Raw genomic sequence first — 14,458 nt, 5'->3', positions numbered from 1 at the left:
GTGGCCTGATCACAGTTTCGTAAACCAGTTGACACGCCGTCGAGGCGACAGCTACTTTGAGTTCCGCCGCTGAGGTTCACCCCGAACGTCAACCGGTTTACACAGCACACTTCAGTGTCTTTACGAGGAGGTAAAGAATGCCCAGCAAGCGCACCACGAGCATCCGAATCAGCGCCGCCGTCGCTCTCGGCGTCGCATCTGCTCTCGCCCTGACCGGCTGCTCCGGTTCCAGCGAAACGTCCGGCGGTTCGACCGAGATCACCTGGCTGATCGAGGGTGGCGACCAGCCGCAGTCGATGGCCGACGCGACCATCGCTGCGTTCCAGAAGGAGAACCCGGACATCACCGTGAAGGTCGACACGCGACCTGGCGGCACCGAGGGTGACAACCTGATCAAGACCCGCCTCTCCACCGGCGACATCCCCGACCTGTTCAGCTACAACACCGGCTCGCTGCTGCAGGCCCTGAACCCCGACCAGACCCTCACCGACCTGTCGGACGAGGCCTGGGTGGGCGACCTGACCGACGGCTTCAAGACCGTCGCCTCCGGCGAGAACGGCCTCTACGGGGCGCCGATCGGTACCGGCAACGCGGGCGGCATCGCCTACAGCAAGAAGATCTACGAGGAGCTGGGCCTCTCGGTCCCGACCTCGTGGGACGAGTTCGTCAGCAACAGCGAGGCCATCAAGGCCGCCGGCACTGCCGCTCCCGTCATCCAGAGCTACGGTGACACCTGGACCAGCCAGCTGATGATCCTCGCGGACTTCGCGAACGTGACCGCCGTGGACTCCGACTGGGCCCAGAAGTACACCGACAACGAGGCGAAGTACGCCGACGAGCCCGCCTTCGCCAGCTGGCAGCACCTGCAGGACGTCGCCGACGCCGGTCTCTTCAACGAGGACTTCGCCTCCGCCACGTTCGATGACGCCGCCGCGATGCTCTCCGACGGATCCGGTGCCCAGTACCCGACTCTGTCCTTCATCGTCGCGAACCTGACGGCGCTCAACCCCGACACCGTGGACGACATCGGCTTCTTCGCGATCCCCGCCGACAACGCCGACGACACCACCCTGACCCTCTTCGAGCCGGCCGCCGTCTACGTCCCCAAGGGCGTCGAGGGCGCAGAGCTCGAGGCGACGAAGAAGTTCGTCGCGTTCATCAACTCCCCCGAGGGCTGCACCCTCCAGGGCGAGAACCTCGGCATCAACGGACCGTTCTCGACCAGCGCCTGCGCGCTGCCGGACGACGTGCCCACGATCGTCTCCGACATCCAGACCTATGTCGACGCCGAGAACACCGGAACCGCGCTCGAGTTCCTCTCGCCCATCAAGGGACCGAACCTCGAGAACATCGCGGTCGAGGTCGGCTCCGGCATCAGCGACGCCGCCAAGGGCGCCGCGACGTACGACGACGACGTGAAGAAGCAGGCCGAGCAGCTCGGCCTCGAAGGCTGGTGACCCGGCCGGTGAGTTGAGCGGACGACCCGCTCGGCTCACCACCTCCCCTCCCCTCGAACCCCGGAGGCGGGCGCTCCATCGCCCGCCTCCGGCCTCTTTGGAGAACAATGACCACGACAACGACGCCGCTGGTGCCCTTCGAGGCGACTGCGAAGCAAGGAAAGCGCAACCGCCCGCCCCGCAAGATGAAGAGCATCTACCCGTCCTGGTTCTACATCCCGGCCGCGGCGCTGTTCATCGTCTTCTTCGCAGTGCCGACGTTCGCGTCGCTGTACTTCTCCCTCACCCGCTGGACCCTGTTCGACATCGAGTTCATCGGTTTCGGGAACTTCGTCCAGTTCTTCCAGGAGCCTCAGCTCGTCCAGGGCTTCATCAACACCTTCGTCTACGGCTTCCTCACCTCCGCCGCGAAGGTCGTCCTCGGCCTCGCCCTGGCCGTGCTGCTCACCTCGAAGCTCATCGGCCGCGGATACCTGCGCGCCGTGGTGTTCTTCCCCGTGCTCGTCTCGACCATCGGCGTCGGACTCACCTTCAAGGCACTGCTGGACCCCTTCGACGGACTCGTCAACGGCGCGCTCGGCGTCTTCGGCATCGAGGGACCGGGCTGGCTGACCGACCCGTCGCTCGCACTGCTCTCGGTCGCCGCAGTCGACGTCTGGAAGGGCGTCGGCATCGCGACGCTCATCTTCATCGCCGGCATCGTCGCGATCCCCGGCGAGTACTACGAAGCCGCAGAGATGGACGGAGCCTCCTCCTGGAAGCGATTCCGCAACATCACCCTGCCACTCGCCGCGCCGGCGACCGGCACCGTGATCATCCTGTCCCTCATCGGCGGGCTGCGGTCCTTCGACCTGATCTGGGCGATGACCAAGGGCGGCCCCGGCTTCACCAGCGACGTGATCGCCTCCGTCATCTACAAGCAGTACCAGGCCGGTTTCTACGGCCTGTCCACCGCAGGCAACGTGATCCTCTTCGTCGTCGTCACGGCGATCATGATCCCGATCTCCCGCCTGCTCAACCGCAGCGAGGCGAACCAGTGAAACGCGCCACCCTCCAGCGCTGGACCGTCGGCGGCATCGCCATCGTCGTCTCCTTCGCCGTCTTCATCGTCCCCTTCATCTTCATCGTCCTCACTTCGTCGAAGACCTCCACCGACGCGTCGGCGCTGCAGTTCTCCTGGCCCGAGGAATGGGTCTTCTTCGACAACCTCATCGCGGTGCTCACCACCCGCGACGGCCTGATCGTCCGCGCATTCCTCAACAGCACCGTGCTCACCGTGACCAGCGTCCTGGTGATGGTCGTCCTCGCGGCGATGGTCGGATACGTGCTCCAGCGACGTCCCTCCAAGCTGAACTCGGTCATCAACTTCTTCGTCCTCGCCGGCCTCATCGTCCCGCCCGCAGTCGTCCCCACGATCTGGGTCCTGCAGGGCATGGAGCTCTTCGGCACCCTGCCAGGCCTGATCCTGATCGAGGCGACCTTCGGCCTCTCCTTCTGCGTCCTCCTGTTCCGCGCCTTCGTCGCCACCATCCCGAAAGAGCTCGACGAGGCGGCGATCATCGACGGAGCCGGCCCGCTGCGGCTGTTCTTCACCGTCGTGCTCCCGCTGCTCAAGCCCGTCGTCGTCACCGTCATCGTCGTGCAGTCCGTCGCCGTCTTCAACGACTTCACCAACCCCCTCTACTTCCTGCCGGGAGATGAGAACGCGACCGTGCAGCTCACCCTCTACAACTTCCAGAGCCAGACCCAGAGCGCATTCAACCTGCTGTTCATGGACATCCTGCTGATCACCATCCCTCCGCTGGTCATGTACGTGTTCTTCAACCGTCAGATCACCGAGGGAATGACCTCGGGCGCCGTCAAGGGCTGACTCGCCGCTCACCGCACAGCGACGCCGCCGTCGCTCGTCCTCCCCGAGGAGAACCATGTCCGCAACCACCGCCCGCATCGACACCGTCCGCATCGACCGCCGCACCGACGGCGCCTACGCCGACTCCCCTCTCCCGCAGGTGAGCTGGACCGTGGCCGATGCTCCGAACTGGTGGCAGGCCTCGGCCAGGATCCGACTCAACGGAGAAGACGTCGCAGAGATCGACAGCGACGAGTCCTCCTTCCTCGACTGGCCCTTCGCGAAGCTTCTCCCGCACACCGTCCACACCCTCGAGGTGCAGGCGACCAGCACGACCGGCGAGACGACACCGTGGAGCGACCCCCTCACCTTCCGCACGACGTTCCTCGCGAACGGGGAATGGATCGCCGAGCGGATCGCCCTGACCGACCCGTCAGCCCCGGCGACGCCGGCACTGCTGCGGGCCGAGTTCGACGCAGAGCCGGACATCACCGCGGCCTACCTCTCGTCGACCGCCGAAGGCGTCTTCCAGATCGAGCTCAACGGAGCCGACGTCGATGACTCCGTACTCAAACCAGGCTGGTCGTCCTACCAGTACCGGACAGTGCACGATAGCGTGGACGTCAGCGCGCTCCTCACCCCTGGACGCAACGCCATCGGCATCCGCCTGGCCGGCGGCTGGTGGACCGAGGAGTACGGCTTCGCGGGCGAGGGCCGACGCGTCTACGGCGAGCAGCCCTCCGTCGCGGCGCAGCTGCTGCTCGTGCACGCGGACGGCTCGACCAGTGTCGTCACCACCGGAACTCATTGGCGCGCGACCGCTGACGGGCCGATCGTCTCGAGCGGGATCTACGCGGGCGAGCACTACGACGCCCGCCGCCGAATCGACGGCTGGAGCACCGCGGGGTTCGACGACTCCGCGTGGACCGAGGTGGCCAGCTCCGGCGTCGGCCGGGCTCCGGAGGCGATGCTCGCGGAACCCGTCCGCCGCACCGGAGAGGTCTCCGTGAAGGAGGTGCTCACCTCCCCCACCGGCCGCTTGATCCTCGACTTCGGTCAGAACCTGGTCGGCCGCCTCCGGATCACCGTCTCCGGAGCGGAAGGACACGTGATCACCCTCCGTCACGCTGAAGTCCTCGAGAACGACGAGCTCGGTGTCCGGCCGCTCCGCTTCGCGGCCGCCACTGACCGCTACGTCCTCGCCGGCGACGCCGCGGAGATGTGGGAGCCGGAGTTCACCTTCCACGGCTTCCGCTACGCCCAGATCGACGACTGGCCGGGTGACTTCGATCCCACCGACGTCATCGCGGTCGTCATCGGCAGCGACATGCGCCGCACCGGCTGGTTCGACTCCTCCAACCCGCTCGTGAACCGGCTGCACGAGAACATCGTCTGGGGCATGCGAGGCAACTTCCTCGCCATCCCCACCGACTGCCCCCAGCGCGACGAGCGCCTGGGCTGGACCGGGGATGTCCAGGTGTTCAGCCCCACTGCTTCCTTCCTCTACGACAGCGACGCCTTCCTCGCTTCCTGGCTGCGCGACGTCGCCGCGGAGCAGACCGCCCATGACGGCGTCTGCCCTGTCGTCGTCCCCTGGGTCCTCCCCGGAGACCCCTACCCCGCCGCTGCCTGGGGAGACGCTGCCGTCGTCGTCCCGAGCGTGCTCCACGAGCGCTTCGGCGATCGACGCGCCCTGGCCGAGCAGTACGAGTCGATGCGAGCCTGGGCCGACGCACTGCTGCGAGTCGCCGGAGACCGGATGCTGTGGGAAGGCATGTTCCAGTTCGGCGACTGGCTCGACCCGGCCGCGCCTCCCGAGCACCCCGAGGACGTCCGCGCCGACCCTGACCTCGTCGCCTCCGCCGCTCTCATCCGTGCGCTCGACCTGGTCGCGTCCGCCGCCGACATCCTCGGACACCTCGACGACTCCGACCGCTACTGCGCCCTCGCCCAGCGCGCCCGTGATGCGTTCTGCGCCGAATACCTCACCCCCTCCGGCCGCATGATGTCCGATGCGCCCACCGCCTACGCCGTCGCATTGCGCTACGACATCGTCCGCGACCCCTCGATCAGGGCCGCACTGGGTCGGCGCCTCGCCGAGCTGCTGCGCCGTGAGGGCTATCGCATGGCGACCGGCTTCGTCGGCACCCCCCTCGTTCAGGACGCCCTCGTCGACACCGGCCGCGCGGACGTCGCCGAGCGGTTGCTCCTGCAGACCGAGAACCCGTCCTGGCTGTACGCCGTGACCATGGGCGCGACGACGGTGTGGGAGCGCTGGGACTCGCTCCTCGAAGACGGCAGCGTGAACCCGGGCGAGATGACCTCGTTCAACCACTACGCCTTCGGCGCCGTCGCCGATTGGCTGCACCGCCGCCTCGCCGGCCTCGCCCCTGCAGCGCCCGGATACCGGCGCTTGCGCATCGCCCCGGTCCTGCTCGCGAGCTTCGACCACGCCGCGGCCGTCCACGACACCCCTTACGGTCGCGCCGAGGTCTCGTGGCGCCGTGACGGCGGCGACGTCATCCTCGAGGTGACCGTCCCGGCGAACTGCGTCGCTGAGGTCGACGTTCCCGGCTTGGAGTCGGAAGAGGTCGGTTCCGGATTCCACGCCTGGCGCATCGCCGCCGGACAGTCCTCACCGGTACCGTCCGTCTCCCCCGACAGCGCCCTCTCAGACGTGATCGACCGTCCGGGCGCCTACGACGTCCTCGTCGAAGAGCTGACCACCCACGCGCCGGAGTCAGTACATCGGATCCGTCACCGCACCCGGTGGGTCCCTCAGCGCACCCTCCGCACCGAGCTCGACGGCGTTCCCGCCGGCGTACTCGACGGTATCGCCGACCGGCTCAGCGCCCTCTGACACCCCGAACGGAATCGACATGAGCGCCCCCTATCTCGACCCTGCACTGCCCGTCGGCGAGCGCGTCGACGACCTCCTCGCGCAGATGACGCTCGCCGAGAAGGTCGGGCAGATGCTGCAGCTCGACGCGAGAGGCGATCTCGCCGACCTCGTCACCGGCAAACTCGGCGGGTCGCTGCTGCACGCCTCTCCCGAGCGGATGCTGCAGGCCCGCGATCTCGTCGCAACCACGCGACTGCGCATCCCGCTGCTCATGGCCGATGACGCTATCCACGGCCATTCGTTCTGGCCCGGCGCGACGATCTTTCCCACCCAGCTCGGCATGGCCTGCACCTGGGATCCGGGACTGCTCGAACGAGGTGCCCGCGCCGCAGCGATTGAGATCGCCGCCACCGGCCTGCACTGGACGTTCTCCCCCGTTCTCTGCATCACCCGCGACCTGCGGTGGGGGCGAGTCGATGAGACGTTCGGAGAAGACCCGCACCTCATCGGTGAGCTGGGAGCAGCGATGATCCGCGGCTACCAAGGTGACGGGCTGACGGACCGCACCGCGGTGCTCGCGACGGCAAAGCATTTCGCCGGCTACTCCGAGACCCAGGGCGGCCGCGATGCTTCCGAGGCGGACCTCAGCCGCCGCAAGCTCCGCTCCTGGTTCCTGCCCCCGTTCGAGAAGGCCGCCCGCGAGGGCGTCGCGACGTTCATGCTCGGCTACCAGGCCATCGATGGCGTCCCCATCACCACGAACCGGTGGCTGCTCAACGAGGTCCTCAAGGGCGAATGGGGCTTCGCCGGCACCCTCGTCACCGACTGGGACAACGTCGGCCGCATGGTCTGGGAGCAGAAGGTCGCCGCAGACGACGTCGAAGCGGCGACCGTCGCGGTCGGCGCCGGGAACGACCTGATCATGAACACCCCGCAGTTCTTCGACGCAGCTCAGGAGGCCGTCGACCGTGGCGACCTCGACGAGGCGCTCATCGACGACGCGGTCCGTCGCATCCTCGCGCTGAAGTTCGAGCTCGGACTCTTCGAGGACCCCCGCTCCCCCGACACGGCGCGCCAAGCCGCCGTGATCGGCTCCGACGAGCACACGACGATCAACCTCGAGACCGCCCGCCGTTCTCTCGTCCTCCTCCGCAACGACGGCACGCTCCCCCTGGATCCGACGAGGCCGACCCGTGTCGCGGTCGTCGGCCCGAACGCCGACGACGTGCATGCGCAGCTCGGCGACTGGGCCGGCCTCTCCGGCCAAGTGGACTGGATGGGCGACGGCCACCCGCGGGAGATGACGCGGACTGTCTTCGACGGTCTCCGCGACATCGCGCCCGAGAGCTGGACCATCACTCACACCCGCGGCGCGGACGTCGGCGACCTCGTCCCCGACCCCGCCGGCGCGACCTACCCCGACGGGCAGCCGCGTCCGCCGCTCTTCCGAGCGGCAGCACCTGACGCGGATCTGATCGCCGAGGCCGTCGCCGCCGCCGAGCAGGCGGACTACGTCGTCGCGGTCATCGGCGACACCGTCGCGCTCACGGGAGAGGGGAAATCGACCGCGACCCTGGAGCTTCAGGGCGGCCAGGTCGCGCTCGTCGACGCACTCGTCGCCACCGGCACTCCCGTGATCGTCGTCCTCATTCAGGGCAAGCCGTCGACCCTGCCGAACTCCGTCCTCGGGTCGGCCGCGATCGTCGAAGCCTTCAACCCCGGCATGCAGGGCGGGACCGCGATCGCCGAACTCCTCCTCGGCCTGATCGAACCCTCCGGCCGCCTGCCGATCACGTTCGCCCGCCACGTCGGGCAGCTGCCCGTTTACTACAACCAGATCCGCGGGCAGCACGGCGATCGCTACGCCGACCTCACCCAGGACCCTCTCTTCGCGTTCGGTGAAGGGCTCAGCTACACGACTGTCGAGTACTCCGATCTGCGGCTCGAGAGCGACTCCGTCCCCGTCGACGGACTGATCCGGGCGACCGTGACGCTGACGAACACCGGAGACCGGCCGGCGCTCGAGACAGTTCAGGCGTACATCGCCGATCAGATCACCAGCGTCACCTGGGCCGAGCGGGAGCTCAAGAGCTTCGTGCAGATGACAGTCCCGCCCGGGGAATCAGTCGATACCGTGCTGGAGATCGCCGCCTCCGACTGCTCGCTCGTCGACGCCGACGGCGACCGCCGTGTCGAACTCGGCGCGTTCGATCTCCTCGTCGGACGCAGCTCTCGAGACGAGGACCTCCTCAAGACGGTCTTCCACGTCCGCCACGCCTGACGGTCGGCTCCAGCGCAGCGACGCTCACGCTGGACCGGCGAACCCAGAGCGAGCCGCACCACGCGCTGGCGTCAGCGTTTCGTGTCCAGGCGCCACTCGTCGTGCCACTGGATGACGGGATACGGCCCGTCAAAGCTGATCGGTAGCCAGACGTAGTCAGCGATCGCCGTGTTCTCGCCACGGCCGGCGGCCATGAGGGCACCCATCCGCTCCCGGTCCTCCGGGGTCGTCTCGCGAGCGTCCCCGGCGCGCGCCTCGCCACCGCCCGCGGTCATCGCGGCGACGGAGTCGTAGACATTCGGCATGTCCTCGGGCAGCTGCGGAAGCCAGCGGTCGCCGAGGGCGATGTAGAGGTCGTCGATGGTCGGGTGCCGGAAGACAGAGGTGATCTGCGAACGGAACGAGGTGCGCGAGGCGTCCGTCGGGTGGGTGTCGCCGAGGACGGTCCACGGTCCGTGGAAGCCGGGTGCGCTCGCAGTCTCGGAGAAGTTCGGGAAGTACCCGGTGGTGCCGGAGGTGATGAGGTAGTGGCTGCCGTTCCGCTCGAAGTGGGCGGGCGCCTCGCGGGTGTAGGGCGGGCCGGGGTGGGGGAAGTGGCTGGTGTGCTCGCCGGTGACGTCGGTGTAGTCGTCGGTCAGCTCGGCGCAGATGAGCTCCGTGTGGACCTTCTCGAAGTAGTAGTAGGCCTTCTTGGTGGCGGGGTCGACGACGAGGTCGAAGTCGCCGGCGTCCATGCCGAGCGGCCGGAGTCCGGTGCGCACGATCTCGTAGGGGCCGAGGAAGGCGTCGGCGGTGAGGACGGCGGAGGACTGGGTCTTCGCCTCCTCGTCCATGACCTTGATCCAGCAGACGTACTTGCTCGTCTTCTCGTTGAAGAGGATGTGCGGCCGGTCGGCGCCCTTCGAGGGGTGCAGCGGCGATTCGGGATCGTCGAGGACGGGAGGCACGATCAGTCCGCGGTCCTCCCAGTTGTAGAGGTCGGTCGAGGAGTAGGCGCGCATGCCCCAGTGCCAGATTCCGCTGCCGGGGACGGTCCTCTCCTTGTTCTCGCCGTACCAGTAGTAGACGCCGTCCTCGTAGTGGATCGAGCCGCCGTGGGCCTGGATCCGCTCGCCCTTCGTGTCGAGCCATACCCGGCCGGGGTGGAAGGAGTCGTAGGTCTGGGTCATCGCGGTGTCGTCCGTCGGTTCGGCGGTCATCGTGCGGTCTCCAGGACAGCGAGGAGGTCGCGCTCCATCGCCTCGCCGTTCTGCGGCAGGCGCGAGGCGAGCATCCCGAGCGGGAGGTCGCCCATGTGTCTGCCGGCGGCCTCGACGGGAACGCCGGGGAAGTAGGCGCGCATCACGTCGAGCACGGCCTGCCAGAGGGCGTCGTGCTTCATCACGTCCTTGATCGGGGTCTCGAGCGAGAGCACCGCTTCCTCGCCGAAGCCGGTGGGCAGCGGGTAGCGCCAGGAGTGGGCGCCGGGGCCGACCTCGATGCTGAGGCGGTCCGGGTGCAGCGGGGGCACGACCGTCGCGGTCGCGCCATCGGGCACGACGACGTCGAAGAGCATCTCGCTGCCCTCGGCGCGCCAGTGCGATTCGGCGCGGCCGAGCACGGTGTCGTGCACGGCGCGGGCGGAGGTCAGGTCTCCCCCGGGCTGCGGGGCGATCGTCAGGGTGCGCCAGCCCGCGGAGGTGCGGGTGAGGCCGCCGATGACGCGGTGCATCCAATCGGCGACGGCGCCGAGGGCGTAGTGGTTCAGCGAGGTCATGCCGGTGGCGTTGATCGTGCCATCGGGGAGGACGGAGTCCCAGCGCTCCCAGATCGTGGTCGCGCCCATCGTCACCGGGTAGAGGAAGGACGGGCTCTTCGTCTGCAGCAGCAGCTCGTAGGCCTCTTCGAGGTGGCCGGTGCTGCTGAGGGCGTCGGTGATCAGCGGGGTGCCGGCGAATCCGGTCGAGATGGTGAAGCCGGACTGCGCGACGATCCCGGCGAGCTTCGCGCCGGCCTTCCGCTTCTGGGACGGGTCGAGCAGGTCGAACATGATCGGGAGCGCGTAGCCGGTAGCCGACTCGCTGACGACTCGCCCGGTCTCGGTGACGAACTCGCGCCGGAACGCCGCGCGGACCCGCTTCGCCAGCGCGACGAAGTGCTCGGCGTCGGCACCCTCACCCAGCAGTCGGGCGGTCTCGGCCATCTGGCGGGTGGTCCGGCAGAGGTAGGCGCAGGCGACGAGGTAGCGGTCGGTCTTCCCGCCGGCGGGGTTGTCCGCGGGCGCGTCGGGGTCGAGCCAGTCGCCGAACTGGAAGCCGCTCCCCCACAGGTCGTTCTCGTCGAGCGCGGCCTCGACCTCGCGGACGAACGCTGTCATCGAGGGGTACGCGGTGCGCAGGATCGCGAGGTCGCCGTACTCCTGGTACAGCTCCCACGGCAGGCTCACCGCGACGTCGCTCCACAGCGCGGTCGCGGAGGAGCCCGTCGGCAGCACGTCCGGCACCGTCCACGGGACGGTCCCGGTGTCCGCCTGCTCGACCGCGAGGTCCTGCAGCCACGAGCCGAGCACCCCTTGGACGTCGTAGAGGAAGGTCGCGGTCGGCGCGAACGCGTTGAGATCGCCCGTCCAGCCGAGACGCTCGTCGCGCTGCGGGCAGTCGGTGGGCACTCCGACGAAGTTGTCGCGCATCGACCAGACCGTGTTCTCGTGCAGCTTCGTCACCAGCGGGTTCGAGGTCTCGAACCAGCCGGTGCGGGTCATCTCGCTGTGCACGACCACCGCTCGCAGAGCGTCGGGCGCGAACTCACCCGGCCAGCCGTCGACCTCCGCGTAACGGAAGCCGTGGAAGGTGAACCGCGGCTCCCACGACTCCGGCCCGCCGCCACCGAGGGTGTACCGATCGGTCGCGGCGGCACTGCGCAGCGTCTCGATCTCGAGTTCCCCCTCCGGGGTCAGCAGCTCGGCATGACGGAGAGTGATCGTCGTGCCGGCCTCACCGGACACGGCCAAGCGCACCCAGCCCGAGATGTTCTGACCGAAGTCGACGATGGTTCGGCCGGATGGACTGATGGTGACCGCGACGGGAGCGAGCTCCTCGGAACGACGGATCGGCGGAGTGGCGTCCTCCGTGACCGTCGCGAGATCCCACGGCACCTCGACCGCCGGCGACCACGACGACGTGTCGAAACCGGGCTCGGCCCAGCCGATCGGCTCGGCACGCGCGTCGTACGACTCGCCGCCGTAGATCCCGGAAGACAGCACCGCGCCCGTGCCGACTCGCACATCACCGTCGGTGCCGATCACCTCTACTCGGTCGTCGTAGGTCAACTCGACTCGCGCGAAGAGCGCAGGACGATCGGCGTAGTTGTGTCGGTTGTTCTCCCAGGTCAGCGCGCCGACCGCCCAGCCTTCGCCGACGATCGCGCCGAGCACGTTCTCCCCTGCAACCAGAAGCTCCGTCACGTCATGGCGACGGGCCACCACCCGGTGCCGGTACGAGGTCCAGCCGGGTGCGAGCACCTCGTCGCCGAGACGAGTGCCGTTGACGTACGCCTCGACGACTCCGAGCGCCGTGACGACGAGCTCGGCTCGGCGGAGCCCGCCACCGACGGTGAAACCTCGGCGGAAGTACACCGCGGGGTCGCCCTCTTCTGACGGGCGGTCGGCTCCGACGAAGGCGGCGGGTTCAGTGTGCGTGGTCATGGCATGGGTCCTTCCGGCCGATTGCGGCCGATTCTGCGGGTGAAGAGCGACGGAGGCGTGAGGCGTGACGTGCCCTAGTACACGGACTCGCCGCCGTCGGACGGCAGGATCGCGCCGTTGATGTTGACGCTGTCGTCGCTCAGGAGGAATGTGATCGACGCCGCCAGCGCCTCCGGGACCGAGATGGGTACATCGGCTCGCTGGCTGTCGATCCGCTGCTGGCCGAACGTGCTCGTGTTCACCGGCCGCATCCCGGTGAGCGTGCCGCCGGGAGCGACGCTGTTCGTGCGGATCCCGTGCGGCTCGTACATGAAGGCGGTGCTCTTCGTGATGCCGACGACCGCGTTCTTGGACGCGGTGTAGACGAGCCCGGACGAGGAGCCGCGAAGCGCCGCCTCCGAGGCGATGTTTACGATGGATCCGCGGCCGGCCGCCATCATCAGCGGCAGTACTGCGCGGGTGAGGCGGATGACTCCGAACACGTTGACAGCGAAGACCCGCTCGAGCACGGCATCGCTCACCTCGTGCAGCGGAGCGAAGTCGTCGCTCAGCCCGGCGACGTTGGCAAGCGCGTCCACGCGCCCGTCGGCTGCAGCGATGATCGCGGCGACGCCCTCCTCCGAAGTGATGTCGCCGGCGACGGGGACGACATCGTGACCGGTGAGCTCGTCCGTGAGACCGGCGAGCCGGTCGGCTGAGATGTCGACGGCGATGACCCGCCCGCCTTCGCGGGCCACTCGCGAGGCGACGGCCCGACCGATTCCGGAGGCCGCGCCCGTCACGATCACGGTAGAGCCCTCGAAGCGCCCGGGAGTGATCTTCTCGACCCAGGCAAGACCTGCCGCCTCCTCGTCTGAGGGCACGCGCCCGCCGTTGGCCTTTGCGACGAGCGAATCGGCAAGTCCGGCCGGCGCGTTCGGCGACGATGCGATCAGGCGACCGAGGGTCACCTTGCGGAGCACCGTGAGCGCGTGCTCATCCATACCAGCCTGTTCCGCAATGCCGCGGACGATCGCGGCACCCGCGGGGTGATCGAGCCACGCGCCAATCGTGCTGTTGGCGGTCAGGGCGATCTTGTCGTCGGTCATGCTGTGCTCTTCACTGTCGAGGTCGGAGGATGTCGGACTCGTGAACCCTCAGGAGCCGAGCGAGGTGGCGGTCCGGCCGAGCCAGGCGAGGCTGGGCTTGGGATGCCGCTCGAAGGTGTCGCGATCGACTGAGATCAGGCCAAAGGTCGGCTCCCAGTGGCCCCATTCGAAGTTGTCGAGCAGGCTCCAATGCAGATAACCGCGAACGTCGATCCCGTCGTCGACGGCCTCGCGGAGGTGCCGGAGCGCCTCCTCCGTGTAGGCGATGCGCCGGGCGTCGTCGGGCGTGGCGATGCCGTTCTCGGTGACGAGGAGCGGGACGCCTCCGCTCACCTCCCAGGCGTGCCGCAGGGCGATGCCGAGCGCGTCGGGGCGGTACGGAGTGCCGACCATGGTGTTATCGGGGCTCGGCGGGTTGGGCACGAGGCCGTTCGCGTCGACGCCCTGGGTCGAGTAGGCCTGCACGCCGAGGAAGCCGTCGCCGCGCGCCGCTTCGAGGAACACGTCTTCTCGGACCTGCTGCTCCTCGGCGTGTCTCGACTCACCGCCGGGCAGCGGGTAGAGCGCGAGGTTCGCGACGGTCCAGCCGACCTTCGCGCCGGTCAGCTCCCGCACGATCGCCCGGGCGGCGTGATGCGCCTCGACCAGCCGCGCCGTCGTCTCAGATGACGGGGACGGCAGCGTGAAGCCGCCTTCCGGCTGGATGGTCGGCGTCTCCAGGGGCGGCACCGCAGTGGAATTGATCATCCGGCTCATCAGGATCATGAACGAGAACATGTTGGGCTCGTTGATCGTGCAGACCCACTCGACTCCGTCGAGGATCCCGCACACCTCGCGCACGTAGGCGGTGAAGCGGTTGATCGCGGTCTCACCCAGCCAGCCGCCCTCCTCGACGAACCAGCGCGGGCTCGTGAAGTGGTGCAGGGTGACGACCGGTGTGAGCCCGAGACCCAGAGCGGTGTCGATCATCCGCCGGTAGTGCGCGAGCTCGGCCCGCGAGAACTGCCCGGGAAGCGGCTCGATCCGCGACCACTCCACCCCGAAGCGGTAGGCGGTGAGCCCTGCGTCGGCGAGCAGACGCATGTCCTCCTCGTAGCGGTGGTACGAGTCGACCCCGTCCCCGCTCGCGGCGAAGTGCGCAGAGCGCTGCTCGTACACCCACCAGTCGCTGTTCACGTTGCCTCCCTCGGTCTGGTGCGGGGCGGTGGAGGCGCCCCAGAGGAAGCCGGGACGGAGTGCTCTCATTTCGCGCTTCCTTT

General features: G+C 68.5%; 9 protein-coding genes. 5 read left to right on the top strand and 4 right to left on the bottom strand.

The window, feature by feature from the left end:
* Positions 1-137: 137 nt before the first annotated feature.
* From EDF36_RS18750 to EDF36_RS18730, 5 genes are all read left to right on the top strand, one after another.
* Entirely contained in the window at positions 138-1,457 is a 1,320-nt protein-coding gene (locus EDF36_RS18750; RefSeq protein WP_123734173.1) for an ABC transporter substrate-binding protein, read from the top strand.
* Positions 1,458-1,564: 107 nt separating this feature from the next.
* The gene (locus EDF36_RS18745) at positions 1,565-2,497 is read left to right on the top strand and encodes a carbohydrate ABC transporter permease (protein WP_397459917.1); all 933 of its coding nucleotides are present in this window, start codon (positions 1,565-1,567) and stop codon (positions 2,495-2,497) included.
* Positions 2,494-3,327 carry a carbohydrate ABC transporter permease gene (locus EDF36_RS18740; protein WP_123734171.1) on the top strand — a complete coding sequence of 278 codons (834 nt, stop codon included), beginning with the start codon at positions 2,494-2,496 and terminating at the stop codon, positions 3,325-3,327. Before EDF36_RS18745 ends, EDF36_RS18740 begins: the two co-directional genes overlap by 4 nt.
* 55 nt (positions 3,328-3,382) lie before the next feature.
* The gene (locus EDF36_RS18735) at positions 3,383-6,166 is read left to right on the top strand and encodes an alpha-L-rhamnosidase (RefSeq protein ID WP_123734170.1); all 2,784 of its coding nucleotides are present in this window, start codon (positions 3,383-3,385) and stop codon (positions 6,164-6,166) included.
* A gap of 19 nt (positions 6,167-6,185) precedes the next feature.
* Positions 6,186-8,429, top strand: coding sequence for a glycoside hydrolase family 3 N-terminal domain-containing protein (locus EDF36_RS18730; RefSeq protein WP_123734169.1), 2,244 nt, complete (start codon positions 6,186-6,188; stop codon positions 8,427-8,429).
* A 71-nt stretch (positions 8,430-8,500) separates the two neighbouring features.
* On the opposite strand, the gene EDF36_RS18725 is transcribed toward EDF36_RS18730, so the two are convergent.
* From EDF36_RS18725 to EDF36_RS18710, 4 genes are all read right to left on the bottom strand, one after another.
* Positions 8,501-9,628 (bottom strand): family 43 glycosylhydrolase, encoded by a 1,128-nt coding sequence (locus EDF36_RS18725; protein ID WP_260300801.1) that lies wholly within the window; start codon positions 9,626-9,628, stop codon positions 8,501-8,503.
* The gene (locus EDF36_RS18720; RefSeq protein ID WP_123734168.1) at positions 9,625-12,111 is read right to left on the bottom strand and encodes an alpha-L-rhamnosidase; all 2,487 of its coding nucleotides are present in this window, start codon (positions 12,109-12,111) and stop codon (positions 9,625-9,627) included. Before EDF36_RS18720 ends, EDF36_RS18725 begins: the two co-directional genes overlap by 4 nt.
* Positions 12,112-12,185: 74 nt before the next feature.
* Entirely contained in the window at positions 12,186-13,199 is a 1,014-nt protein-coding gene (locus EDF36_RS18715; protein ID WP_123734167.1) for an SDR family NAD(P)-dependent oxidoreductase, read from the bottom strand.
* Positions 13,200-13,247: 48 nt separating this feature from the next.
* Complete coding sequence (locus EDF36_RS18710; RefSeq protein ID WP_123734166.1) at positions 13,248-14,444, bottom strand: glycoside hydrolase family 1 protein; 1,197 nt, start codon at positions 14,442-14,444, stop codon at positions 13,248-13,250.
* Positions 14,445-14,458: the final 14 nt, after the last annotated feature.

The organism is Rathayibacter sp. PhB152 (assembly GCF_003751395.1).
In the GTDB taxonomy this organism is placed as follows: domain Bacteria; phylum Actinomycetota; class Actinomycetes; order Actinomycetales; family Microbacteriaceae; genus Rathayibacter; species Rathayibacter festucae.
The sequence above is the reverse complement of the archived record's forward strand: the minus strand, read 5'-3'. Positions and strand labels throughout refer to the sequence as shown.